Annotated in this window: 23 protein-coding genes; 15 read left to right on the top strand and 8 right to left on the bottom strand. The window is 59.1% G+C overall.

What is annotated here, in order from left to right:
* Positions 1-40 precede the first annotated feature (40 nt).
* Genes tsaE through trxA form a run of 6 tightly spaced genes read left to right on the top strand, consistent with a single transcriptional unit; the run spans position 41 to position 8,797 of the window.
* On the top strand, positions 41-508 hold the full coding sequence (tsaE, locus tag BM131_RS08950; RefSeq protein ID WP_090188555.1) for a tRNA (adenosine(37)-N6)-threonylcarbamoyltransferase complex ATPase subunit type 1 TsaE: 468 nt from the start codon (positions 41-43) through the stop codon (positions 506-508).
* The gene (locus BM131_RS08955) at positions 501-1,451 is read left to right on the top strand and encodes an aminoglycoside phosphotransferase family protein (RefSeq protein ID WP_090188558.1); all 951 of its coding nucleotides are present in this window, start codon (positions 501-503) and stop codon (positions 1,449-1,451) included. The genes tsaE and BM131_RS08955 overlap by 8 nt, the downstream gene beginning before the upstream one ends.
* Positions 1,448-2,131 carry a nucleotidyltransferase family protein gene (locus BM131_RS08960; protein ID WP_090188561.1) on the top strand — a complete coding sequence of 228 codons (684 nt, stop codon included), beginning with the start codon at positions 1,448-1,450 and terminating at the stop codon, positions 2,129-2,131. The genes BM131_RS08955 and BM131_RS08960 overlap by 4 nt, the downstream gene beginning before the upstream one ends.
* Positions 2,124-5,057 carry a double-strand break repair protein AddB gene (addB, locus tag BM131_RS08965; protein WP_090188563.1) on the top strand — a complete coding sequence of 978 codons (2,934 nt, stop codon included), beginning with the start codon at positions 2,124-2,126 and terminating at the stop codon, positions 5,055-5,057. Before BM131_RS08960 ends, addB begins: the two co-directional genes overlap by 8 nt.
* A complete protein-coding gene (addA, locus tag BM131_RS08970; protein ID WP_090188566.1) occupies positions 5,054-8,437 on the top strand; it encodes a double-strand break repair helicase AddA in 3,384 nt (1,127 codons plus the stop codon). The genes addB and addA overlap by 4 nt, the downstream gene beginning before the upstream one ends.
* Before the next feature lie 39 nt (positions 8,438-8,476).
* Entirely contained in the window at positions 8,477-8,797 is a 321-nt protein-coding gene (trxA, locus tag BM131_RS08975) for a thioredoxin (RefSeq protein ID WP_090188569.1), read from the top strand.
* Positions 8,798-8,863: 66 nt separating this feature from the next.
* Here the strand turns inward: trxA and BM131_RS08980 are convergent, their stop codons facing one another.
* On the bottom strand, positions 8,864-9,820 hold the full coding sequence (locus BM131_RS08980; RefSeq protein ID WP_175499248.1) for a glycosyltransferase family protein: 957 nt from the start codon (positions 9,818-9,820) through the stop codon (positions 8,864-8,866).
* A 66-nt stretch (positions 9,821-9,886) separates the two neighbouring features.
* Between BM131_RS08980 and hslV the strand changes: the two genes are divergently transcribed.
* Genes hslV through BM131_RS09000 form a run of 4 tightly spaced genes read left to right on the top strand, consistent with a single transcriptional unit; the run spans position 9,887 to position 14,064 of the window.
* On the top strand, positions 9,887-10,444 hold the full coding sequence (hslV, locus tag BM131_RS08985) for an ATP-dependent protease subunit HslV (protein ID WP_090188574.1): 558 nt from the start codon (positions 9,887-9,889) through the stop codon (positions 10,442-10,444).
* On the top strand, positions 10,441-11,505 hold the full coding sequence (locus BM131_RS08990; RefSeq protein WP_090188576.1) for a hypothetical protein: 1,065 nt from the start codon (positions 10,441-10,443) through the stop codon (positions 11,503-11,505). Before hslV ends, BM131_RS08990 begins: the two co-directional genes overlap by 4 nt.
* Positions 11,506-11,507: 2 nt before the next feature.
* Positions 11,508-12,806: an ATP-dependent protease ATPase subunit HslU gene (hslU, locus tag BM131_RS08995; protein WP_090188578.1), complete on the top strand. Its 1,299-nt coding sequence runs from the start codon at positions 11,508-11,510 to the stop codon at positions 12,804-12,806.
* Between the two features lie 37 nt (positions 12,807-12,843).
* Complete coding sequence (locus tag BM131_RS09000; protein WP_090188579.1) at positions 12,844-14,064, top strand: MFS transporter; 1,221 nt, start codon at positions 12,844-12,846, stop codon at positions 14,062-14,064.
* On the opposite strand, the gene BM131_RS09005 is transcribed toward BM131_RS09000, so the two are convergent.
* From BM131_RS09005 to BM131_RS09015, 3 genes are read right to left on the bottom strand one after another with little or no spacing between them, the layout of a single operon-like run.
* Positions 14,047-14,625, bottom strand: coding sequence for a Smr/MutS family protein (locus tag BM131_RS09005; protein ID WP_090188582.1), 579 nt, complete (start codon positions 14,623-14,625; stop codon positions 14,047-14,049). The two genes, BM131_RS09000 and BM131_RS09005, sit on opposite strands and share 18 nt — an antisense overlap.
* Positions 14,625-15,599, bottom strand: a complete 975-nt coding sequence (mltA, locus tag BM131_RS09010; RefSeq protein WP_090188825.1) for a murein transglycosylase A — start codon at positions 15,597-15,599, stop codon at positions 14,625-14,627. The genes BM131_RS09005 and mltA overlap by 1 nt, the downstream gene beginning before the upstream one ends.
* Before the next feature lie 53 nt (positions 15,600-15,652).
* Positions 15,653-16,315, bottom strand: coding sequence for a Tim44/TimA family putative adaptor protein (locus BM131_RS09015; RefSeq protein ID WP_090188584.1), 663 nt, complete (start codon positions 16,313-16,315; stop codon positions 15,653-15,655).
* 110 nt (positions 16,316-16,425) lie between these two features.
* Between BM131_RS09015 and BM131_RS09020 the strand changes: the two genes are divergently transcribed.
* Positions 16,426-16,914 (top strand): FxsA family protein, encoded by a 489-nt coding sequence (locus BM131_RS09020; protein ID WP_090188586.1) that lies wholly within the window; start codon positions 16,426-16,428, stop codon positions 16,912-16,914.
* A 55-nt stretch (positions 16,915-16,969) separates the two neighbouring features.
* The gene (gene secB, locus BM131_RS09025) at positions 16,970-17,491 is read left to right on the top strand and encodes a protein-export chaperone SecB (protein WP_090188589.1); all 522 of its coding nucleotides are present in this window, start codon (positions 16,970-16,972) and stop codon (positions 17,489-17,491) included.
* Positions 17,492-17,515: 24 nt separating this feature from the next.
* On the opposite strand, the gene dnaQ is transcribed toward secB, so the two are convergent.
* From dnaQ to BM131_RS09045, 4 genes are read right to left on the bottom strand one after another with little or no spacing between them, the layout of a single operon-like run.
* Positions 17,516-18,211, bottom strand: coding sequence for a DNA polymerase III subunit epsilon (dnaQ, locus tag BM131_RS09030; RefSeq protein WP_090188591.1), 696 nt, complete (start codon positions 18,209-18,211; stop codon positions 17,516-17,518).
* The gene (gene coaE, locus BM131_RS09035) at positions 18,204-18,794 is read right to left on the bottom strand and encodes a dephospho-CoA kinase (protein ID WP_090188594.1); all 591 of its coding nucleotides are present in this window, start codon (positions 18,792-18,794) and stop codon (positions 18,204-18,206) included. Before coaE ends, dnaQ begins: the two co-directional genes overlap by 8 nt.
* Positions 18,791-19,624: a shikimate dehydrogenase gene (locus BM131_RS09040; RefSeq protein WP_090188597.1), complete on the bottom strand. Its 834-nt coding sequence runs from the start codon at positions 19,622-19,624 to the stop codon at positions 18,791-18,793. The genes coaE and BM131_RS09040 overlap by 4 nt, the downstream gene beginning before the upstream one ends.
* Positions 19,621-20,220, bottom strand: coding sequence for a Maf family protein (locus BM131_RS09045; RefSeq protein ID WP_090188599.1), 600 nt, complete (start codon positions 20,218-20,220; stop codon positions 19,621-19,623). The genes BM131_RS09040 and BM131_RS09045 overlap by 4 nt, the downstream gene beginning before the upstream one ends.
* Positions 20,221-20,625: 405 nt before the next feature.
* Here BM131_RS09045 and hemJ point away from each other — a divergent pair, with 405 nt between their 5' ends.
* The 3 genes from hemJ to mnmE all read left to right on the top strand — a co-directional run bounded on the left by hemJ (position 20,626) and on the right by mnmE (position 23,761).
* The gene (gene hemJ, locus BM131_RS09050; protein ID WP_090188601.1) at positions 20,626-21,072 is read left to right on the top strand and encodes a protoporphyrinogen oxidase HemJ; all 447 of its coding nucleotides are present in this window, start codon (positions 20,626-20,628) and stop codon (positions 21,070-21,072) included.
* Positions 21,073-21,192: 120 nt separating this feature from the next.
* On the top strand, positions 21,193-22,467 hold the full coding sequence (gene rho, locus BM131_RS09055) for a transcription termination factor Rho (RefSeq protein ID WP_090188603.1): 1,275 nt from the start codon (positions 21,193-21,195) through the stop codon (positions 22,465-22,467).
* A 28-nt stretch (positions 22,468-22,495) separates the two neighbouring features.
* Positions 22,496-23,761, top strand: coding sequence for a tRNA uridine-5-carboxymethylaminomethyl(34) synthesis GTPase MnmE (gene mnmE / locus BM131_RS09060; protein WP_090188604.1), 1,266 nt, complete (start codon positions 22,496-22,498; stop codon positions 23,759-23,761).
* Positions 23,762-23,768: the final 7 nt, after the last annotated feature.

Genomic DNA, 23,768 nt, shown 5'->3' on the forward strand with positions numbered 1-23,768 from the left:
ATTGGCTTGCAGCGGCCCCTCTGTCATTTAGTCTGGGGGCATGGCTCCTCCTTTCAAACGTATCCTGCTGGCTGACGCCGACGCGACCGCCGCTATGGCAGGTCATATCGCTATGGCGCTGGGGGCTGGCGACACCCTTTTGCTGCAAGGTGACATCGGCGCTGGCAAAACCACCTTCGCCCGCGCGCTGATCCGCGCCCGGCTGAAGTCACCGAAAGAGGATGTGCCATCGCCGACATTTACGCTGGTGCAAACCTATGACGCGGGTGATCTGGAAATCTGGCACTGCGATTTATATCGGCTGACCGATCCGCAAGAAGTGTTGGAACTCGGGCTGGACGACGCCTTTATCGGCGCCATTTGCCTGATCGAATGGCCCGACAGGCTTGGCCCCGACCTACCGACTGACGCCTTGCTGTGCCACTTTTCGGCTCAAACCGACCACCACGTTTTAACGTTGAGCGGTAGCGCACGCTGGCAGGATTTGCTGGGTGATCTGCATGTCTGACGTGAACGCACGCACCACTGCATTCATCACAGGAACGCCGTGGCAAGATTGGTCCGCAAGGCCGTTGGCCGGGGACGCGTCGAACCGCCGATACCTGCGCCTGACTGGCCCCGACGGAGCGAGCGTCATTCTGATGGACGCCGATCCAGCCAAAGGCGAGGCCGTCGCGCCCTTTGTCGCGATTGCAGAATGGCTTTGCGCAAACGGCCTGTCTGCCCCCCGCATTTTGCTAAGCGATATGCCGCGCGGTTTGCTGCTGATCGACGACCTTGGCCCGCAAACCATTGCAGAAGCGGCCAATGCCGTCGCCGAGGATCAGCTTTATGACGCCGCCGTCGATGTACTGATCGCGCTGGACGGCATGATAGCTCCGCCAGATTTGGCGCGGATGACTCCCGACGTTGGCGCCGATATGGTTGCGATCACGGCGCAGACCTACCACGCCTGCGATCCCGCGCCGCTGGTCGCCGCCGTTCGCGACACGTTGCGTGCCTTTGCGCCTGATGCAGACCGGATGGCGCTGCGCGATTATCACGCCGAAAACCTGATCTGGCGACCAGAGCGGACGGGGCTGGACCGCATTGGGCTGCTCGATTTTCAAGACGCATTCATCGCGCCGCGCGGCTATGATCTGGCGTCCTTGCTACGCGATATCCGCAGGCCCGTGTCCGCCGCGCAGGTGACACGGCAGCTTGCCCGATTTGCCGCAGCGACAAACACCGATCCCGCCGCATTTGGCGCACAGGTTGCCACCCTTGGGGCGCAGCGAAACCTGCGTATCTTAGGCGTTTTTGCGCGGCTCGTTGCCAATGGCAAACCACGCTATGCCGCCTTTTTGCCTGCGGTGTGGGACGCCTTGATGTGCGATCTGGACCACCCGGCGCTGCAGAATTTGCGCAGAGCTGTCGTCGCCAACCTTCCACCGCCACAGGATCGCCCATGACCGCACCATTCTCTGTCATGTTGTTCGCAGCCGGCATGGGCACGCGCATGGCACCGCTGACGGCGGACAGGCCCAAACCGCTCATCTGCGTCGCAGGCAGGGCGCTTTTGGATCACGCGTTGGACCTAACGGACGTGCCGCAAGTCGGCCGCCGTGTGGTGAATGTGCATTACAAAGCAGGCATGGTGCGCGCCCATCTTGCGGGCCGCGACGTTGCGATTTCGGCCGAGGACCCTCTGCTGGAAACCGGCGGCGGTCTGCGGCACGCTTTGCCGATACTAGGCGCTGGCCCGGTGATGACACTGAATACTGACGCTGTGTGGCATGGGCCGAACCCGCTGACGCAGCTCGCCGCTGCCTGGCAGCCGAAGATGGAGGCGCTTTTGCTTTTGGTGCCCCCCGCGCAAGTTGCCGGGCATGTGGGCAAGGGTGATTTCGCAATCGCCCCCGATGGTCGCCTGACCCGCGCCCCGGCACAGATCTACACCGGGGCGCAGATCATGCGCACTGATCGGCTGGGCGATGTGCCTCAGGATGCCTTTTCCCTGAACCTGATTTGGAACGAGATGGCCCAGCGCGGCGGGCTTTACGGCATTAGCTATGACGGCCGCTGGTGCGATGTTGGCCGCCCCGATTGCATTCCCCTTGCTGAACAGATGCTACAGGCCCCCGATGTTTGACCCCACCGACCAGCCCCGCGTTTTCGGCCTGCAACCGGGTGTCGATTTTGCGACGGGCCTTGTAGACGGGCTGACGGAACGCTTTGGCGACTTAAGCCGCGTGCGGCTTTTCGTGAACACCTCGCGGATGCAGCGGCGCATCAGGTCCGTATTTGACGCGGGCCCCGCACGGCTATTACCCCGCGTGCAGCTTGTGACCGATCTGGCGTTCGAGGGGACATTGGCGGGCCTGCCCGTTCCCGTCTCTCCCCTTCGGCGGCGGCTGGAGCTTTCGCGCGCTGTCAGCCGCCTGCTGGACGCCGCGCCAGAGCTTGCGCCGCGGTCGGCCCTTTTCGATCTGTCCGATAGCCTTGCGTCCTTGATGGATGAAATGCATGGCGAAGGCGTTGATCCGGCCTCGCTTGCTGATCTGGATGTCAGCGATCAGTCTGGGCATTGGCAGCGCTCGCTCGCCTTTCTCAACATCCTGCGCGACTACTTTATCGATGGATTTGATGCCCCCGACGCCGCGGCCCGCCAGCGGCTAGTGGTCAATGCGATGATCGCCCGGTGGGAGGCGCAGCCGCCGACAGACCCGATCATCGTCGCAGGTTCAACCGGATCGCGCGGGGCGACCGCGCTGTTGATGCAAGCGGTGTCGCGGCTGCCGCAAGGTGCCATCGTCCTGCCCGGCTTTGACCGCGATATGCCTCAGCCCGTTTGGGATGGGCTGGACGATGCGCTGCACCACGAGGATCATCCTCAATTCCGCTTTGCCAAGATGATGCAGGCTTTGGCGCTATCCGTGGATGACGTGAAAGAGTGGGCATCGGTGGCACCCCCTTCGCCCGCGCGTAACAAACTGATTTCCTTGTCTTTGCGCCCTGCCCCGGTCACGGACCAATGGCGGGCAGAGGGCGCGGATCTGGGCGATTTGCGGGACGCCACGACGCAGGTCACGTTAATCGAAACCGACAGCCCAAGGATCGAGGCTGAAACGATTGCCCTGCGCCTGCGCCAAGCCGCAGCCGAGGGATTGACCGCCGCGCTGATCACCCCGGACCGGATGCTGACACGGCAAGTCGCGGCGGCGCTGGATCGTTGGCAAATCCGTGCTGACGACAGTGCGGGCCTGCCGCTTGCGCTGTCGGCACCGGGGCGGCTGCTGACCCATGTGATCGACGCTATGGGGCAGGACATCACGGCAGAGGCGCTGCTGGTTCTGCTCAAACACCCGCTGACGCATACGGCCAGCCCGGACCGCAATCAGCATCTGCTCTGGACCAGAGAGTTAGAGCTGCGTCTGCGCCGTCATGGCCCGCCCTTTATCACGGCACAAACTGTCTCCGACTGGGCGGCAGGAGTGAAAAATGCGCGCGATGGGCTGATTGAATGGGCCGCATGGGTCGGGCAGGTCGTCACCCTGTTGGGCCATGATGGCACCCTGCCGATTGCCGATCATCTGACGGCACATTTGGCTGCGACTGTTGCGCTCGCTTCTGGCCCGCACGGCACTGGCAGCGGCGAATTGTTCCTGCAAGCGCCCGGCAAGGCGGCCAAGGGGATTTGCGATGCGCTGGCCCGCGACGCGGATGCGGGCGGCGATTTGGACCTGCGCGACTATACCGCGCTATTCCGCACGCTTCTGTCCCAAGGACAGGTCCGAGAGCCGGAGGCGACTGACCCGCGCATCCTGATCTGGGGCACGCTAGAGGCGCGTGTGGGCGGCGCTGATTTGGTGATCCTTGGCGGGCTTAATGATGGGGTTTGGCCGGGTACGCCAAAGCCTGACCCTTGGCTGAACCGCGCCATGCGGCAAAAGGCTGGCCTGCTGTTGCCAGAACGACAGATCGGCCTGTCCGCGCATGATTACCAGCAAGCGGCCTGCGCGCCGCAGGTTGTGATCACGCGGTCACGGCGCAGCAGCGACGCGGAAACGGTGCCGTCGCGCTGGGTGAACCGCCTGACGAACCTGATGTCGGGCCTGCCCGATCAACACGGACCAGAGGCGCTGGAACACATGCGCGCGCGGGGCAACGAATGGATCGCGCGGGCCGTTGCCGTCTCTGCCCCAGTGCAGGATATCGCCCGCGCCGCGCGGCCTGCGCCCTGCCCGCCTGTTGCAGCGCGGCCCAAGGATATCTCTGTCACGCAGATCAAAACGCTCTACCGCGATCCTTTCGTGATTTATGCGCAAAAGGTACTGCGTTTGCGGGCGCTTGATCCGCTGCTTGCGGATGCGGATGCCCCGATGAAAGGCACGATCTTTCACGAGATTTTGGAAAAGTTCATCGCCCAGCGCCCGGATGCCAGCGCGCCCGGCGCATACGATCAGTTTATGGGCGTCGCCCGCGACGTGCTGACCGCGCAGTGCCCCTGGCCGACCGTGCGCCTGCAATGGATGACGCAGTTGCAATCCATCGCCCCCGGTTTTCTGGCGGACGAGGCGCAGCGTCAGCAAGCCGGGCAACTGCTTGCGCTAGAGGCATGGGGAGAGATCACCGTTCCCGGCCCCGACATGCGCCTGACCTGCAAAGCTGACCGCATGGACGAAACCACGAGCGGCGCCGCGCTGATTTACGACTATAAAACAGGCGCGATCCCGACCGAAAAGCAGCAGGCGCGGTTTGATAAACAGCTTCTGCTCGAGGCCGCGATGGTCGAACGCGGTGCATTTGCCACAGTCGGCACGCGCAACGTGGCGGCGGCAGCGTTCCTTGGCTTTAACGCAGCGATGAAAACGGTGCCTGCGCCGCTAGACGATCATCCACCCACCAAGGTCTGGGCAGAGCTTGTGACGTTTTTGACGATGACCCGGCAAGCGGACTGGGGGTACGTCGCGCGGCGGGCACCGGCGATGACAAGTTATGACAGTTATTATGACCATCTGTCGCGCTATGGCGAATGGACGGATGCGGATGCGGCTGTGAAAGTGGTACTGACATGATCCGCGACGACGCGACGCAAAACCAAGTCTCTGCTGCTGATCCGACACTGTCGACTTGGCTGTCGGCCAACGCCGGATCAGGCAAGACGCGTGTGCTGACGGACCGTGTGGCGCGGTTGTTGCTAGAGGACGTCTCGCCTCAGAACATCCTATGCCTGACCTATACAAAGGCCGCCGCTGCTGAGATGCAGAACCGGTTGTTCAAACGCCTTGGCGGTTGGGCGATGCTGGACGACAAGGCGCTGCGCAGCGATCTGGCGAACCTTGGCGTGGACGGGGTGATTGCGCCGGACAAGCTGTCGGCCGCGCGCCGATTGTTTGCGCGGGCGATTGAAACGCCGGGCGGCTTAAAAATCCAGACGATCCATTCGTTCTGCGCCAGCATCCTGCGCCGCTTTCCGCTAGAGGCCGGGGTCAGCCCCAATTTCAAAGAGATCGAGGATCGCACCGCCGCCCTGATGCGCAGCGCTGTGCTGGACGAGATCGCCTCGGGGTCGCAAGCGCAATTGCTGGCAAACGTCCTGCGGTATTTCGGTGGCGGAGAGCTAGATAAGCTAGTCCGCGAACTTGCTGGCCGCACACCGGATTTTACCGCGCCTTGCGACCGGGATGCCCTGCGCGCATCGCTTGGGATTGCGCCAGGGCAGACGATGGATAGCCTGCTGTCGCAAGTTTTTGACGCGGATACGGCCGAGATTGTGCGCGACCTGATCACCGCCTGCCGCACGGGCGGTTCAATGGACAACAAAGCCGCTGACAAGCTGGAGGGTGTGAATACATCCACCCCCGGTGTGGCGGATTTGATGATCCTAGAAGACGTGTTTTTGTTTGGCGAAAAGGCCAAGAACCCCTTTGGCCCCAAGACCGAAAGCTTTCCAACAAAGGGCGTGCGGACGGCACATCCTGACCTGACGGATGCGCTTGCCGGGTTGATGGAAACGGTCGCCGCCCTGCGCGAAGATCGCCAAGCGCTGATGGCCTTTGACCGCAGCGCAGCGCTGCATGATTTCGCCCATGTGTTCGTGCAGGATTATACCGCGCGCAAAACAGCGATGGGCGTGCTGGATTTCGACGACCTGATCGGCAAGGCACGCGACCTTTTGACAGACAAGGCCGTGGCCGCTTGGGTTCTGTTCCGGCTGGACGGCGGCATCGACCATCTGCTGGTGGACGAGGCGCAAGATACATCGCCCGGACAATGGGCCGTTGTGCAGCATCTGACGCGCGAATTTGTCAGCGGCGAGGGTGCGCGGGATACACGCCGCACTGTGTTTGTTGTGGGTGACAAGAAACAGTCGATCTATTCGTTTCAGGGTGCCGATCCGGCTGAATTTGACCGGATGCGCGACTATTTCGACACCGCGCTGGCGCAGATCGATGACCCGCTACAGACCCGCACGCTGGCGCATTCGTTCAGGTCCTCTGCCGCGATCCTACGGGTTGTAGACGAGACGTTTGTGCGCGACCGGGCCGCCGGGCTTGGGGATGTGTCGCAGCACATCGCGTTCAACGCGGACATGCCGGGACGGGTCGATCTGTGGCCGGTCATCAGCCCCGAAAAGGCAGAGGTAGACCCCGATGATGACTGGCTCGCCCCCGTGGACGAGGTCAGCGAGGATCATCACCATGTACAGATGGCCGACCGGGTCGCGGCGCAGATCAAGCGTATGATTCACCACGAAACGCTGCCCGTGAAGCAGAAGGACGGCAGCATTGCGCGCCGGCCGATCCGGGCGGGCGATTTTTTGATCCTTGTGCAGGGAAGGCAACAACTGCTGTTCCCCGAGTTGATCCGCGCCTGCAAGCAGGCTGACCTGCCCATCGCTGGTGCCGACGTGCTGCGCGTGGGCGGGGAACTTGCGGTCAAAGATATTGCCGCCCTGCTGCGGTTTTTGGCGCTGCCAGAGGATGACCTTTCGCTGGCGTCCGCTTTACGCTCGCCCCTGTTCGGGTGGACCGAGCAGGACATTTTCAGGCTAGCGCATCACCGTCCGCAGGGGGGCTATCTGTGGCCCGCCCTGCGCGATGCGGCAGGATTTGATGGCACAAAAGCCGTCGTGCGCGACCTTTTGGATCAAGCTGATTTCTTGCGCCCCTATGATCTGATTGCCCGCATTTTGGTGCGGCACGGCAAACGGCAAGCCTTATTAGCGCGGCTCGGGACCGAGGCTGAGGACGGAATTGATGCGCTTCTGGCACAGGCGTTGGCCTACGAATCTGACAATACGCCCAGCCTGACGGGTTTTCTGACTTGGATGGATACGGACGATCTGACGGTGAAACGGCAGATCGACTCTCAAGGCGATCAGATCCGGGTGATGACGGTGCACGGCTCTAAGGGATTAGAGGCGCCGATCGTGATTTTACCAGACACGGCAGAGCGCAAGAATGACGTCAAATCGCAGGTTTTGCCCGGCGATGTGCCCCTATGGAAATCAGCCAAAGCGCATATGCCAGCCGGCATGGCGGGCCGCGTGGACGATATGGCAGAGGCACAGGCCCGCGAGCGGTTGCGCCTCCTTTACGTCGCGATGACCCGCGCGGAAAGCTGGCTGATCGTCGGCGCAGCGGGTGAGACGGCGAAATCCGGAACAGCTTGGCACGATATCGTGATGGACGGCATTGGGCATGCTGGGGCCGTGGATGCCTTGGCGGGTGATCTGACGGTGCAGCGGGTAGAACATGGCGATTGGTTTGCTGGCCCCCTACTGCCCCGCGACAATCGGGCGGTCGCCCGGCGCGTGGCAGAGGTATTAGAGCCCCTGCCCGACGCCGCGCGGCCAATGACGCTGTCGCCATCGGACCTTGGCGGTGACAAAACGCTGGCTGGTGAATTCAACGATGGCGACGCTGATGCCCTACTGCGCGGCAGCTTATTGCACTTGCTGCTTGAACACCTGCCCGCCCTGCCCGCTGATGACCGCCGCACCATCGCGAACCGTCTAATTGCGGCCTATCCAGAGGCGGATACCGTTGAAACGGGCGATGTCATCGATGCTGCCTTGGTCCTGATAGACGCACCGCATCTGTCTGCGCTTTACGCCCCTGACACCTTGGCAGAGGTTGATATTACAGCCGAATTACCTGGTCTTGGGCGCATGCACGGCAGTATTGACCGGCTGATTGTTACGCCTGATCGGGTCACGGCCATCGACTTTAAAACGAACCGCAACACCCCTGCGGGTCCCGATCAAGTGCCAGAGGGGCTGCTGCGTCAGATGGGGGCCTACGCCGCAGCGCTGGTACAGATTTACCCAGACCGCGCGATTGAAACGGCTATTTTATGGACCCGCGATGCGGTTTTGATGGACCTGCCCCCTGCCCTGACAACTGCGGCATTGGCCCGGTCCAGCCTTGACCTTCCCCAGCCGCGTTCTTAGGTTCTGCCCCTGACACATTCATCCAATTGGAGAAGCCCCATGGCTACCATTGCCGTCACCGATGCCACCTTTGACGCCGAAGTGCGCCAGTCCGACATTCCTGTCGTCGTCGACTTTTGGGCCGAATGGTGCGGCCCGTGCAAGCAGATCGGCCCAGCATTGGAAGAGATCAGCGAAGAGATGGCCGGCAAGATTAAAGTCGTCAAAGTGAACGTTGACGAAAACCCGAATTCCCCCGCCCAGATGGGCGTGCGCGGTATTCCGGCGCTGTTCGTGTTCAAAAACGGCGAAGTCGTATCCAACAAGGCCGGCGCTGCACCCAAAGCGTCGATCAAAGGCTGGATCGAAGGCGCGATCTAAGCGACACGATTTCAAGATAATAAAGGGCGTCCCACTGGGGCGCCCTTTTTCGTTGCGGTCTATATCTTAGACCGGCCAGCCGTGGTTCCAGAGAACGCTGGCGATCTTTTCTGTCACCTCTTCCGGCGGGCGTCCTGCATTGATCGACATGTGCTGTAGGAACCACCAGATATAGGCCTCATACTCGGCGTCATTGCGCCGAGTGGCAAAGGCACGATCTTCGCCGTCGCGGGGCACATTACCGGCAATGTGGTGGAAATCGATCTGCGCGAACAACACCGCCGGCTTGCGAAAGAAGAAGCCCGCAAGCGCAACGCTGGAGTTTTGCGTGACGACCAACTGGCAAGCGTTCAGGCATGTCACCATATCCTGATCGCTGATGGCAACATTTGGATATCGCGCCGCCAAATCTTGCAATGCGCCATGGTCTGCGTCGCTATACACTTCGTTCGGGTGCAGGGTGACGACAATATCGTTATTCGCAAAGCGGTCTGCTGTGTTTGCAATCATGGTCAGCGGGCTGCAGCTTTGAAATGTGCGGTGCTGGCGGATCATGCCCTGTAGCGGGATATAAACCGGACCATCCGTAACAGGCGCGGCGTTGGCCAGAGGATACAGGCGTTTGCGCCAGAATTCGAAAAAGCGTTTCGCCTCGGCCATGTCGATATCTTGCGGCTTGAACGGTGTCAGGGCGACATTCCATTCCCACCGCCGGGCAGAGGATTCGATTTGCCAAAATGGATAGAAATAGGACCGCCGCAGGGTCAGCGCCCGTGGGTGTGTCGGGTCGTCCATGTGAAACAACGCGTAGCCCGGCAAGTCCTTTGACGCGCGGCGGGCGGCGTCCGAATTGGGCTGATAGAACACGCGCATGCCTGCGTCTGTCAGCGTCTTGGCAATCAGACCGATAAAATTATGCTCGCCCGCGCGTGCGCTTTTGAGCAGGCCGGGGTCCAGATAAAATGTCACGTCAAAGGGCTGATCCATAGCGCGGACGCTACGGTGCAGCATAGGCGCAATCAAGGGCTGACCTTGCCCCGGACAGGTCCGGTGTCCATATAGCCAATGAACTTAACACAAGAGGTATCCATGAGCCGCGAAGACTTCCCCGGCTGGCACGGGACCACGATCATCGGTGTGCGCAAGGATGGCAAAGTTGTCATCGCGGGCGATGGGCAGGTCAGCCTTGGCCAGACCGTCATCAAAGGCACCGCGCGCAAGGTCCGCAGGCTAAGCGTGAAAGGCAGTGATGTGATCGTCGGCTTTGCCGGATCGACTGCTGACGCCTTTACCCTGCTGGAACGGCTTGAGAAAAAGCTAGAAGCCACCCCCGGTCAACTGCAGCGCGCCAGTGTGGAGCTGGCAAAGGACTGGCGCACGGATAAATACCTGCAAAAGCTAGAAGCGATGCTGATCGTCACCGACGGCAAAGACCTTTACGTGATCACCGGCGCAGGCGACGTGCTGGAACCTGAACATGATGTGACTGCGATTGGCTCTGGCGGGAACTATGCCCTCGCTGCCGCGCGGGCGCTGATGGACAGCGATCTGGACGCAGAGGCGATTGCCCGCAAAGCGATGGCGATTGCGTCTGACATTTGTGTCTACACCAACGGCAAACTGACCGTAGAGACCATCCCAGCATGATCGACCGCGACGACCTACGCGCTGCAACGGCTGCCGGGGTCATTTCAGAGGCGCAGGCTGCGTCGCTGGCGTCCCTCGCGCAGAACCGGCAAGCGGCGCGGTCCGATTTGCGGCAGATTGATGAACCGTTCGAGCTGTTCAAAGGCTTCAACGAGATTTTCATCGTCGTCGGTCTGTGCATTCTTGCCGCGGGTTGGGCTGCTAGCTTTGGCCTTTTTCTGGCGCAAGAAACAAGCAACGTCCTGATGGTTGGTGCATTAACCGGCGCGCTGATCTGGGGCTTGTCAGAATACTTTGTCCGCCGCCGCCGCATGGTGGCCCCAGCGATCGCGCTGAGCATCTTTTTTGTGATCACGGCGCTTGGCACTTTTGGCGCGCATTTTGCCGAACCCTTTATGGTAGCGCAGCGTGATTTTAGCAGCCTGCCATGGCCAGCCATCTGCGCGACGCTGGCACTGTTGGTCTATTGGGTGCGCTTTCGCGTGCCCTTTGCCTTGGCTGTTGTCGCTGTCGGCGTTTTTGGCATTGCGATATTACTTGCCGCGATCGCACGCGGTACGCCCGCGACCTGGACCGAGATGTTCAAGCTGTCAGCAAGCGGGCCATTCGCGTGGATCACCCTGTTGGTCGGCCTCGCGGTCTTTGCCGTTGCCATGTGGTTCGACATGTCTGACCCACACCGCGTGACGCGCCGGTCAGCGAACGGGTTCTGGCTGCACCTTGTGGCGGCACCGGCGCTGGTGAACACAGTGGCGCTGTCGCTGCTGGACCAAGACAGCGCAGCGGCCAACCTGATCCTGCTGGCGGTGCTCGCATTCTTTGCCGCCGTTGCCATCATCATTGATCGGCGGTCGTTCCTGATCGCCGCAATCGGATATATCGTGACGCTGTCGTTGACAGTGTTCGTCCCTGGCCATGCAGCGACGCCGATCCTGCTGCTTGGCATCGCCCTTTTGACCCTTGGCGCGTTTTGGCAACCCATTCGCGCCACCCTTTTGCGGCCATTGGCGGGGGTCCTGCCCCTTGACCGGTTGCCGCCCACCCATCTGACAAAGGACTGATCATGACAGACCTGACCCCCCGCGAAATCGTGTCTGAACTGAACCGCTACATCATTGGCCAAGGCGACGCGAAGCGTGCTGTCGCCGTTGCGTTGCGCAATCGCTGGCGCCGCAAGCAACTGGGCGATGACCTGCGCGACGAAGTGTATCCCAAGAACATCCTGATGATCGGACCCACCGGCGTCGGCAAAACAGAGATTAGCCGCCGCTTGGCCAAGCTGGCCCGTGCACCATTCATTAAGGTCGAGGCGACGAAATTCACCGAGGTCGGCTATGTTGGCCGCGATGTTGAGCAGATCATCCGCGACTTGATGGAAAGCGCCATCGCGGAGACGCGCGGCTATATGCGCGATGATGTAAAGGCGAAGGCGGTTGATGCCGCGATGGAACGTGTCGTCACTGCCGTCGCTGGTAAGGACGCCCGCGAAGGCACCCGCGATCTGTTTCGCAAAAAGCTGCGCGATGGTCTGCTGGACGACACCGTGATCGAGCTAGAGCTTGCCGATACATCTAACCCATTGGGCGGGTTCGAAATTCCGGGTCAGCAGCCCGGCATGATGAACCTTGCCGATATGTTCGGTAAAATGTCCGGCGGCCGCACCGTAAAAAAGCGGATGACCGTCGCAGATAGCTACGAGGCGCTGATCGCAGACGAAGCGGACAAGCTGCTAGACGACGAAAGCGTGACCAAGGCCGCGCTAGAGGCCGTAGAGCAATCCGGCATCGTGTTTCTGGACGAGATCGACAAGGTCTGCGCCAAGTCGGATGCACGCGGCGCCGATGTAAGCCGCGAAGGCGTGCAGCGCGATTTGCTGCCCTTGATCGAAGGCACCACCGTCAGCACGAAATACGGGCCGATCAAAACGGACCACATCCTGTTCATCGCCTCTGGCGCATTCCATGTCGCTAAGCCGTCTGACCTGCTGCCTGAATTGCAGGGCCGTCTGCCAATCCGGGTAGAATTGCAGCCGCTGACGGAGGGCGACTTTGTGCGCATCCTGACTGAAACGGATAACGCACTGACATTGCAGTATTCTGCGCTGATGAAGACAGAAAATCTGACGGTGACCTTCTCTGAAGACGGGATCGCAGAACTGGCAAAGATCGCGGCAGAGGTGAATGAAAGCGTGGAGAATATCGGCGCACGGCGGCTTTATACGGTGATCGAGCGTGTGTTCGAGGATCTGTCCTTTACCGCGCCCGACCGCGGCGGCGAAGAGATCGTGATCGACGCGGCCTTTGTTGAAAAGCACGTCGGCGCAATGTCCCGGTCCACAGACCTGTCCCGCTACGTGCTTTAGGGCTTTTCTTTCCGGCCTCGCGGCGCGAACAAGTGGTATGAGTTTCATACATTTTGTTCGCGCCAACTGGCTGTTCCTGCTGGCTGGCTTCACACTGACTCTGACGTCGTCCTATGGGCAGACGTTCTTTATCTCGCTCTTCGCCGGGCAGATCATGGCCGATTTCGGCCTAAGCGATGGGCAATGGGGCGGAATTTATACTTTAGGAACAACGGCTTCTGCCATCACGATGGTCTGGGCTGGCACCTTGGTGGACCGCTTTCGCGTGCGGGCGCTGGGAACGCTGGTCCTGCTCGCGCTGGCGGCGGCGTGTTTGTTCATGGCGGCGGTCCCAAATGCGGCGCTGCTGGTGCTCGCCATCTTTTTTCTGCGGCTGTTCGGGCAGGGGATGTCGTCGCATTTGGCTGTCGTCGCTATGGCACGCTGGTTTGTCGCATCCCGCGGCAAGGCGTTGTCGATCGCGTCGATGGGCTTTGCCGTAGGGCAGGCCGTTTTGCCAATCATCTTCGTTGCCCTGCTGATGACGTGGGATTGGCGGATGCTGTGGGTTGTCGCAGCCGGGATCGTACTGCTGACGGTCCCGCTGATGACCATGCTGCTGCGGCAGGAACGCACGCCGCAAAGCATGGCGAAGGACGAACAAGCTGCCGGCATGAATGGACTGCATTGGACACGGGGGCAGGTGCTGCGGCATCCGCTGTTCTGGCTGATGGTGCCCGCGCTGTTGGGCCCGCCCGCCTGGGGCACTGCGCTGTTTTTCCAGCAGGTGCACCTGACAGAGGTAAAGGGCTGGCCGCTGGCGGGGTTCGTCGCGTTGTTTCCCCTATATACGGGTGTGATTATTGCCGCGACTTTTGGCACTGGGTGGGGCGTCGATAAGATTGGCACAGGTCGCATCGTGCCGTTTTATATGCTGCCCTTTGCCGTCGGTTTTGCATTGATGGCCGGCGCGGATAGTCTGTTTGCGGCAGGCATTGCCTTGCTCGTGCTCGGCGCAGGGCAGGGCATGCAGTCGACGTTGCCTGCCGCGTTCTGGGCAGATTTTTTTGGCACGCGCCATATCGGGTCGATCAAGGCGGCAGCGGCGGCAATCATGGTATTCGGGTCGGCGATAGGTCCGGGTATATCTGGCCTACTCATCGACCATGGTATTGAATTCCCACAGCAAATGTGGGGTTACGCAGTCTATTTCGTGTTTGCAGCAGGTGCTGCGACCATCGGCGTCACAACCGCGCGCAAGTCACTTTCGGCGGCGTAAATAGACGTAGTAGGCACCGTCGCCACCGTGTTTCAGGTGGGCTGGGCGGACCTCTAACACCGCAGGGGCAAGGGGTTGGAGTTGCAGCCACTGCGGCACATAGCGCCGCAGAACGCCGCGCCCTTCAGGGCCCCAGCCATCATCAAGACGGCCTTTGCCCGTGATAACCAAGACGAGACGTTTGCCAGCCGCCTGCGCGTTCAGGATAAAGGCAATCAGCTCGGGATACGCCTCGTCCTGATACATGCCGTGCAGGTCGATGCGGCCTTCGGGCTTCAGCTTGCCCGCCTTCATGCGCAGGAAATTCTTGGCGTCCATAGTGACAGGCGCACTGCGCAGTCGGTCGCGCAGGGGCGGCAGAATGTCATTGGGACGGGTGATGTCGGCCTTGGTGCCGACCTTAAACGCAGCGACGGGCGGGCGTGGGGCCATTTTTTTCGCGGCGGGCGCGGGCTTTGGCTCTGGCGCAGGTTTCTTCACGGGATGCAGGGGTTTGACTTGGCTGCGGACGTGATCCCAGACAGCCTTGTCGTCAGGCGAAAGATGCCGGGGCCGTCGCATCAGTAATCCAGCGGGTCTGTAACTTTGGCCAACGCGTAGGAAATCGGCATCAACACGACCATCCGGCCCGGATCCTTGACCGCGCCAGCGGCTGCACCGGCTGCGTCGCCTGTGCCATAATAAACGTCAGCGCGCTGCGCACCCTTGATCGCCGATCCGGTATCCTGCGCGATCATCAAGCGGCGCAGTGGTTCAACGCCTTCCTTTTCGATCCAGACCGGGGCACCAAGCAAGGTAATCGCTGGGTCCACGGCGATACTGCGCATCGGCGTGATCGACCTATTCATCGCGCCAAGCGGGCCTTTTTCAGCCGGGACTTCGTCGATCGTACGGAAGAAGACGTAGGAATCGTTCAGCCAAAGCAGCGATTGACCTTCTTCGGGGTTGTCCTGCACCCATTGGCGAATAACAGGGGATGACACTTGATCCAGCGTATAAACGCCGCGCGCCACCAAGGCGCGACCGACAGAGGTGTAGTTGCGCCCGTTTTTGCCAGCATACCCGACGCGGATCACACGGCGATCAGGCAGGCGGATTCGGCCAGAGCCTTGAACCTGCAAAAAGAACAGATCGACCGGATCAGCAAGCCACGCGATTTCAAGATCGCGACCTGCATAGGGCAGGGACTCTTCAATCTCTCGGCGGCTATAGGTGCCTTCGGTACCGTCACCGGGCAGGCGGTAGATCGGAAAACGATAGGTGTCGTCAGGGGTCAAACTGCCTGCGATTTCAGGCTCGTAGTAGCCCGTAAACAACATCGGCTCGCCGTCTTCGATCAGGACGGGCTGGAAGAATGTCTCGAAATAATCGCGTGCAGCGGGGCCGTCTTTTGCAACAGCACACAGCTGCGCCCAATCAGGGCGGGCGATGTCGCCGCAGGTCTGGGTGAAAACATCCAGCGCTGCGGCGTGATCATCGTCGGCCCAGCCGTCTAGGTCGTCGAAGGTCAGGAACGTATAGGTTGGTTCAGCCATGGCGGCCCCCGTCATGCCAAGGGCCACAAGGGCCGTTCGCGCCAGACTTGCGATCATTCGCCAGTGGCAACAAGCCGCCAGTTCGGATCGTTGCTGTCCATCACGCGGGCAAAGGTCCAGACGTCCTTTTGACGCTTGATGGCGTTCGTATCGCCATCGACGATATCGCCGCCGTGATCGCGGACAACCCACGTCATTTCACCGGTAAAGCGGACGGTCAGCTCTGCCTCTTTGGTCTGCGGATCAACGGTAGCCTCTTTCAAAGCCAAATCGCTGATGCCGACAAATGTGGCGGTGATGGTCAGGCCTTGATCGGCGCGCTGATGCACGACGGATTCAAAAGCGTCATACACTTCAGGAGAGATGAAGTTTTTAACCTCGTCCAGATCGCCACGCTCGAACGCCATCAAGATCATCTCGTAGGCCGATCGCGCGCCCGTCAGGAATTGCGTCACGTTGAACGACGGATCAATCCGCTTCATCGCAGCAAGTGCCTGAGCGGTATCGCTGCCGTCGGCAGCGTGGTCGGTGATGTCACGATCAGGACCGCCTTCGATCACCTCAAAGTTGCTGCGGCGCGGGTCGGTTTTCGTCTGATCCACTGGGACTTTCGGCTTTTCAAACCCTTCACGGGTGCCAAGGACACCGCGCAACCGCAGGATCAGGAAAAGGGCAATACCGGCAAGAACAAGCAGCTGGATGATCGGTGCGTTCATAGGATCCTCTTTCGGGGGCGGCTGGAAACCGTCGATTGTGTTTCCTATGTAGGTGTCACAGTAGGCCAAGTCCACCTATGCGCCTACGACCGTGACCAAAGGACCCACAAATGCGACTGCTTCTGGCTTTTATCGCGATCCCGCTCATCGAAATCGCCCTGTTTATTCAGGTTGGCGGCCTGATCGGCCTATGGCCGACCTTGGCAATCGTGCTGTTTACCGCTGTTTTGGGATCATACCTAGTGCGCACGCAAGGCGCGGCTGAACTGGGGCGGTTGCGGCAATCCTTTTCCACCCTGCAAGATCCGGCAGAGCCGCTGGCCAATGGCGCGATGATCCTGTTTGCAGGCGCATTGCTGCTGACGCCGGGTTTTTTCACGGATGCTTGCGGCTTTGCGTTGTTGGTGCCGGGTATTCGGGCGCGCGCATTTCAAGCCATCAAATCCCGCGTGCGGTTTGCGCAGTTTGAAATGGGACCACAGGGTCAACCGGGCCCGCGTCACAACGGGCCGGATGACCGCGTCATCGACGGCGAGTTTGAGGCCGTTGATCCAGACAAGCGCCCAACCCACGATGCATCCGGCTGGACACGGCATTGAGCAACCTGCGGCTGCCTGATATGCCTTGCTGCAATTAGAGTTGAGGAGACTTCAGATGGCCGAAAACGAAACACCACAAGACGCAGCACCGCAAAAGCCAGCGCAGCCGCCCGTCGTGACGAACCGGATTATCGCGCAATATGTGCGTGATATGTCGTTCGAAAACATTCTGGCCCAGAAAGGCATCACTGGCGATGCGACCCCTGATATTCAGGCCCGTGTTGACGTCGACGCCCGCAAGCGCGGTGCAGATGATCAGTATGAGGTCATCACCAAGCTGAACATTACCAGCAAGACCAAGGAAAAGGGCGAGACGCTGTTCGTTCTGGAACTGGATTATGCTGGCGTATTCCAGATTGGCGGCGTGCCTGATGACCAAATGGGTCCGTACCTGATGATCGAATGCCCGCGTTTGGTATTCCCATATGTGCGTAAACTGGTCGCTGATCTGACACGCGAAGGCGGCTTTCAGTCGCTGAACCTAGAACAGTTCGACTATGTCGCGCTGTACCGTGCAAAGCTGGCTGCCCAGATCGAAGCGCAGAAAAAGATGCAGGCTGAACAGCCAGTTAACTAACTAAGGCGGGCAACTAAACCTGGCTTAGCCCAGCCGTTTCCACAACGCACCGTCGCCCAGTTTCGCTACAAAAGCATCATGGGCGGCGGTTTCCTCTGCACTTAGCCGAGAGGGCAGGGGCGTTTCACGCGGCGCAGCGCGCCATGCTGTGTTTGTGCCTGCGGTATCTGATTTGTTCGACTTTGCGGACAGGGCAAAGTCAGGCTGACGACCACCAATCAGTTCCAGATAAACTTCAGCCAGAATTTCACTATCAAGCAGCGCGCCGTGAAGGGTGCGCGCGTCGTTGTTGATGCCAAACCTGCGGCACAGCGCGTCAAGCGATGCCGGAGAGCCGGGGAAACGGCGCCGGGCGATGGCCAGCGTATCTAGCGCGCGGTCCATAGCGATAAGCGGCTTTTTGACCCAGCCGAGCTCCGCATTCAGGAATTTCATATCGAATGCAGCGTTATGGATAATCAGCTTGGCGTCGTCGCCAATGAAATCCAGAAAGTCTTGGGCGATAGTAGCGAACAAGGGCTTATCACGCAGAAAATCGTCACCAAGGCCGTGCACTTCGAACGCACCCTGCGGCATGGATCGCTGCGGGTTGATATATTGGTGATAGGTGCGGCCCGTGGGCATGTGGTTTATCAGCTCAACCGCGCCGATTTCGACAATGCGATCGCCGTCTTCAGGCTCGAAACCGGTGGTTTCAGTGTCTAGAACGATTTCACGCATGCGATTTCCCCGTCAGATCGAAGATCAGGTTTTGCACGGCACGGCGGGTGTCGTCCAGTGTCAGCGTTTCAATCACGACGTCTGCGCGGGCGCGCTTTTCGGCGTCGGGCATTTGACGGCCAAGGATCATGTCAAAGGTGTCCTGTGTCATCCGAGGCCGCGCCATCACACGCGCAGCTTGCACATCCGCAGGGGCCGAGACGACAAGGACCGTATCCAGCCAAGTATCTGCACCCGTCTCAAACAAGAGCGGGATATCGAGCAGGGCGAGCGGGCCAGTTTGTTCTGCGATGAAAGCGTCGCGATCAGCTTTAACCAGTGGATGAACGATGTTTTCCAAGGTTTTCAAATGTGATGGGTCAGTGTTCAACACGTCTTTCAGCGCTGCGCGAGAGACGGCACCGTCAATTACAGCAGACGGAAAGACCTTGCCTATTGGACCAACTGCAGCGCCACCAACGTCATATAGGCGATGCACCGCGGCATCGGCGTCCCAGACGGGCACACCAGCATCCCGGAACATATCTGCCGTCGTGCTTTTGCCCATACCAATGGACCCGGTCAGTCCCAGCAGATGGGTCATGCCAGAACGGCAGCCCGGAGGGCGTCGTCAACCTCTGGCCGTTTGCCGAACCACCGCTCGAACCCCGGGACGCCTTGATGCAAGAGCATGCCAAGGCCATCGACCGTGACGCAGCCCATGGCAACGGCCATTTGCAGCAAAGGCGTTTGTAGCGGGGAATAGACGATATCAGTAACAACGGTGCCAGACTGCAAGCCATCAAGCGGAATGCGCAACGCAGGTTGTCCCGTCATCCCGAGCGAGGTTGTGTTGATGACAATTGCCGCGTCTTCAACGACGCTACCGACCTGCACCCAGTCCACGATACGAATACGTTGGCCAAAATCCGCCTTCAACGCCTCTGCCTTGGCGCGGGTGCGGTTCGCCAGCAGAATTTGCGGCACCCCAGCGTCTGCCAGAGCGACGATAATCGCACGCGCCGCGCCGCCTGCACCCAGCACGAGCGCGGGGCCGGATTTCGGATCCCAATTCGGCGCGCCTTGGCGCACGTTGGACATGAATCCGTAACCATCTGTATTGTCGGCAAAAATACTACCATCATCGCGGAATGTCAGCGTATTTGCGGCACCGATCAGGGTGGCGCGGTCGGATTGATGATCGGCAATCTGCAGAACGGCAGTTTTGTGCGGCAATGTGACGTTCGCGCCAACGAAACCCATGCGGGGCAGGGTGCGCACGACCCGTTCCAAATCACCCTCTGCCACATGCAGGGGGACGTAGTCACCGCGTAGATCATAGCGGCGCAGCCAATGCTTGTGCATCAGCGGCGAGCGAGAGTGGCCGATCGGGTTTCCGATCACGCCGGCGAGGGGGATATCTGGTCGGGTCATGCTGGCAATGTTCCGCGCAACGTCAGATATGACAAGAGCTCTAGCAGCGGCAGACCAAGGATATTGAAATAATCCCCCTCGATGCGATGAAAGAGCCGCACTCCCTCTGCCTCTACCTGGTAGGCACCGACGCAGTGGCGGACCTCTTCCCAATTGCGGGTAACATAGTCGCGCAGGTAGGCGTCGCTGGCATCGCGCATATGCAGGCGAACGACGCCGACGTGGCGCCATATCGGCTTGCCGTTCTCATAGATGACCGCAGCGGACAAAAGCTGGTGCACGCCGCCACGCAATTCGGAAAGCTGGGCAATCGCATCGTCGGTGCTGGTGGGTTTCGACAGGATGTTAGAGCCATGCGCCAAGATCTGATCGCAGCCAATCACAAGCGCGCCGGGGTTGCGGGCCGAGACTTTTGCGGCTTTCATCTCTGCCAAGGCGTCGGCAATGTCGCGCGGAGAGGCCCCTTCGGCGCGTAAAGCGTCGCGCATTGCATCTTCGTCAACGCGCGGGGTGGCGGTTGTGAAACTGACACCGGCATTGCGTAAAAGCGTGGCGCGGATTGTCGACCCGCTCGCCAAAATCAGGGGTTCAGGCATGTGGAAAACTCCTGGACAAGTTGTGGTTCATATTGGGGGCGAAGCGACCGCGGCGTTGGTTCAATGAAAACGGACCTTGGGAAGGTGGATAGAATTCACATTCATGAACAAGTTCCTAACTTGGGGACGGGATAAAGGGCCCATGTGCGCAAGTCACGTGGTTTGGACGAGTCAAGTGTGAAGATAGTGTAAATCTTAGCGAGGATGATCAAATATCCTGTTGTTAAATATAAATAAAATTTTGAACCCAACGTCAAGTTACAGTTGAATTTAGACAAGTGAAGTGGGGATAAGTCTGCGGATGAACATTTAATCCACAGATTCTGGGCTTACCTATAACATCATCATCTTTTCTTTCTTTCTTTATTCTTTAAGGAAGTCAGGGCACCGAGCGGGGATAAGATCATGGACTGGCTAGCGCCTTACTACTCTTGGATCAAAGCATTGCATGTGATGGCAGTGCTGGCTTGGATGGCAGGCTTGTTCTATCTGCCGCGCTTGTTTGTCTATCACGCAGAGAAAGCAGAACCCGGGTCGGAACTTGATCTGACATTCCAAGTCATGGAAGCAAAACTGCTGCGGGTGATTATGAACCCTGCGATGATCACGGCATGGATCTGCGGGCTTTTGATGATTGGTATGGGCGGTTTGGATTTTGGCGCTGTCTGGGGCTGGGCAAAGCTGGGTGCTGTGATTGCAATGACTGCGGCCCACATGTGGATGGCCGCGCGGCGCAAGGACTTTGCTGAGGGGCGCAATACACGGTCTGGGCGGGTCTACCGGATTGCGAATGAAGTGCCGACGCTCTTGATGGTCGTCGCGGTTATCGCCGTCATTGTCAGGCCGTTCTAAGCTACGTTGACTTTTGATGATTTTCAAACTAGCTAACTGGGACGTAGCCCGTCCGGGCGTATTACGTAATCCCGACCTGACCTTTTTTAAAACGCCGTAAGCGGCGCTGGAACCTTGACCATGTCCGAACACCGTCTGAACCTTGCTGACCTGAAGGCCCAAAGCCCCAAGGATCTTTTGGCGATGGCTGAAGAGCTGGAAATCGAAAACGCTTCGACGATGCGTAAAGGCGATATGATGTTCGCCATTTTGCGCGAGCGTGCTGATGAGGAATGGTTGATCGGCGGCGACGGTGTTCTGGAAGTTTTGCAGGACGGTTTCGGATTTCTGCGCTCGCCAGAAGCAAACTATCTGCCGGGGCCTGACGACATCTACGTCTCTCCCGACATGATCCGCCAGTATTCGCTGTCGACGGGCGATACTGTTGAGGGGACCATGAAGGAACCCAATGATAATGAACGGTATTTTGCGCTTAAGACGGTTGAAAAGATCAACTTTGAAGACCCGGAAAAAACCAAACACAAGGTTGCTTTCGAGAACCTGACGCCGCTTTATCCGGATGAGCGACTGAAGATGGAAGTCGATAGCGAGCACGATAAGAAGGACCGATCTGCACGTATTATCGACCTTGTGTCGCCGATCGGTAAGGGTCAGCGTTCGCTGATTGTTGCACCGCCGCGGACCGGTAAAACTGTGCTGTTGCAGAACATCGCGCACTCGATTGAGAAGAACCATCCTGAGATTTATCTGATCGTTCTTTTGATCGACGAACGCCCCGAAGAAGTTACAGATATGCAGCGCAGCGTGAAGGGCGAGGTCGTGTCCTCTACCTTTGACGAGCCGGCAACGCGGCACGTTGCTGTGTCCGAAATGGTGATCGAAAAGGCAAAGCGGCTGGTCGAGCATAAGCGCGACGTCGTCATCTTGCTTGATTCGATTACGCGTTTGGGTCGTGCATTCAACACAACTGTGCCCTCGTCCGGTAAGGTTCTGACCGGCGGCGTCGACGCGAATGCGCTTCAACGCCCCAAGCGGTTCTTTGGTGCTGCGCGGAATATCGAAGAGGGTGGGTCGCTGACGATTATTGCGACGGCGCTGATCGACACAGGTAGCCGGATGGATGAAGTGATCTTTGAAGAATTCAAAGGTACGGGTAACTCTGAAATCGTGTTGGATCGCAAAGTCGCTGATAAGCGGGTCTTCCCTGCGATGGATATTTTGAAATCCGGCACTCGGAAAGAAGAGCTGTTGGTCGAAAAGTCGGATCTGGCGAAAACTTATGTTCTGCGGCGCATTTTGAACCCGATGGGCACAACAGATGCGATTGAATTTCTGATCGGAAAGCTGAAGCAGACGAAGACCAATGCTGACTTCTTCGATTCGATGAACACCTGATCCCTTATTCCTGACAACAGGTTACCTCATGGATACGATTTATGCGCTCGCTACGGCCCCTGGCCGGGCGGGCGTTTCCGTTTTCAGACTGTCCGGTCCCAGAGCATCTGATATTGCTGTCTTAATGGTAGGGAGCGTTCCAGAAGCTCGGGGACTGCGGCGCGTACGGAATGGCGATGGCGAGATCTTGGATGAAGCGCTGATTTTGCGATTTGCGCAAAACCGGAGCTTCACTGGCGAGGAAGTCGTTGAATTTCACTTACACGGGAGTGTCGCTGTCGCTGCGGCAGTTTCCAATCGTTTTGCGTCACTCGGTGCTCGACTTGCGGAGCCGGGTGAATTTACGCGCCGTGCGTTGGAAAACGGTCGACTTGATCTGGCACAAGTTGAAGGTCTGGCCGACCTGATCGACGCAGAAACCGAAGCTCAGCGGAAGCAGGCTTTGGCGGTATTCAGCGGTGTCCTTGGCGATCTGGCTGAGACATGGCGTAAAGATTTGATACGGGCAGCGGCATTGGTTGAAGCGACAATAGATTTTGTCGACGAGGACGTGCCGGTCAACGTTTATCCAGAAGTTAATGCGCTACTTGATCGCACAACATCTGCGATGTCGCAGCAAATTATAGGCGTTGGTGCTGCGGAACGGATTCGGAACGGTTTTGAAGTTGCGATTGTCGGTCGGCCTAATGTTGGAAAATCTACGCTGCTGAACCGGTTGGCGGGGCGTGCTGCGGCCATTACGTCCGAAGTTGCGGGTACGACAAGAGATATCATCGAAGTCAGAATGGATCTGGGCGGGTTGCCTGTCACTCTTTTGGATACTGCGGGTATGCGAGAGACGGACGATATTATCGAATCCCTTGGGGTTCAGCTGGCACTGGATCGTGCGCAGTTGTCGGATTTGCGTGTTTTTCTGATCGAAGAAGATCGAGATCTGCCGCTTGAACCTCTGGAAAACGATATCGTTGTGCGCGCAAAGGTGGACGACGGTGGCGAGGGGGTCTCTGGTTTGACTGGGCACGGCGTCGATGAACTTGTTCAGAAGATCACAAGTGTTCTATCTCAACTTAGTGCGGGGGCGGGAATTGCGATCCGCGATCGCCACCGGCATGCTATGGAAAAGGCCCTTGTTTCTATACGCGCGGCGGAGGAGCTTATTGTTGCCGATGGCCCGCCGGATTTGATCGCTGAAGACCTTCGGTCAGCAACGCGTGCGGTTGACATGATCGTCGGGCGGGTAGATGTAGAGGACCTTCTAGACGAGATTTTTAGCAGTTTTTGCATCGGGAAATGAGGTGTTT

It is taken from the genome of Loktanella salsilacus (assembly GCF_900114485.1).
Classification (GTDB): domain Bacteria; phylum Pseudomonadota; class Alphaproteobacteria; order Rhodobacterales; family Rhodobacteraceae; genus Loktanella; species Loktanella salsilacus.

Excerpts from the sequence above, each read along its gene's own strand:
- mltA (WP_090188825.1), bottom strand. The coding sequence starts at position 15,599 with ATGGCTGAACCAACCTATACGTTCCTGACCTTCGACGACCTAGACGGC.
- addA (WP_090188566.1), top strand. The coding sequence starts at position 5,054 with ATGATCCGCGACGACGCGACGCAAAACCAAGTCTCTGCTGCTGATCCG.
- hslV (WP_090188574.1), top strand. The coding sequence starts at position 9,887 with ATGAGCCGCGAAGACTTCCCCGGCTGGCACGGGACCACGATCATCGGT.
- hemJ (WP_090188601.1), top strand. The coding sequence starts at position 20,626 with ATGGACTGGCTAGCGCCTTACTACTCTTGGATCAAAGCATTGCATGTG.
- BM131_RS08960 (WP_090188561.1), top strand. The coding sequence starts at position 1,448 with ATGACCGCACCATTCTCTGTCATGTTGTTCGCAGCCGGCATGGGCACG.
- coaE (WP_090188594.1), bottom strand. The coding sequence starts at position 18,794 with ATGACCCATCTGCTGGGACTGACCGGGTCCATTGGTATGGGCAAAAGC.
- mnmE (WP_090188604.1), top strand. The coding sequence starts at position 22,496 with ATGGATACGATTTATGCGCTCGCTACGGCCCCTGGCCGGGCGGGCGTT.
- rho (WP_090188603.1), top strand. The coding sequence starts at position 21,193 with ATGTCCGAACACCGTCTGAACCTTGCTGACCTGAAGGCCCAAAGCCCC.
- BM131_RS09040 (WP_090188597.1), bottom strand. The coding sequence starts at position 19,624 with ATGACCCGACCAGATATCCCCCTCGCCGGCGTGATCGGAAACCCGATC.
- BM131_RS08990 (WP_090188576.1), top strand. The coding sequence starts at position 10,441 with ATGATCGACCGCGACGACCTACGCGCTGCAACGGCTGCCGGGGTCATT.
- BM131_RS09005 (WP_090188582.1), bottom strand. The coding sequence starts at position 14,625 with ATGCGACGGCCCCGGCATCTTTCGCCTGACGACAAGGCTGTCTGGGAT.
- BM131_RS09015 (WP_090188584.1), bottom strand. The coding sequence starts at position 16,315 with ATGAACGCACCGATCATCCAGCTGCTTGTTCTTGCCGGTATTGCCCTT.
- trxA (WP_090188569.1), top strand. The coding sequence starts at position 8,477 with ATGGCTACCATTGCCGTCACCGATGCCACCTTTGACGCCGAAGTGCGC.
- hslU (WP_090188578.1), top strand. The coding sequence starts at position 11,508 with ATGACAGACCTGACCCCCCGCGAAATCGTGTCTGAACTGAACCGCTAC.
- BM131_RS09000 (WP_090188579.1), top strand. The coding sequence starts at position 12,844 with ATGAGTTTCATACATTTTGTTCGCGCCAACTGGCTGTTCCTGCTGGCT.
- secB (WP_090188589.1), top strand. The coding sequence starts at position 16,970 with ATGGCCGAAAACGAAACACCACAAGACGCAGCACCGCAAAAGCCAGCG.
- BM131_RS09020 (WP_090188586.1), top strand. The coding sequence starts at position 16,426 with ATGCGACTGCTTCTGGCTTTTATCGCGATCCCGCTCATCGAAATCGCC.
- BM131_RS09045 (WP_090188599.1), bottom strand. The coding sequence starts at position 20,220 with ATGCCTGAACCCCTGATTTTGGCGAGCGGGTCGACAATCCGCGCCACG.
- dnaQ (WP_090188591.1), bottom strand. The coding sequence starts at position 18,211 with ATGCGTGAAATCGTTCTAGACACTGAAACCACCGGTTTCGAGCCTGAA.
- tsaE (WP_090188555.1), top strand. The coding sequence starts at position 41 with ATGGCTCCTCCTTTCAAACGTATCCTGCTGGCTGACGCCGACGCGACC.
- addB (WP_090188563.1), top strand. The coding sequence starts at position 2,124 with ATGTTTGACCCCACCGACCAGCCCCGCGTTTTCGGCCTGCAACCGGGT.
- BM131_RS08955 (WP_090188558.1), top strand. The coding sequence starts at position 501 with ATGTCTGACGTGAACGCACGCACCACTGCATTCATCACAGGAACGCCG.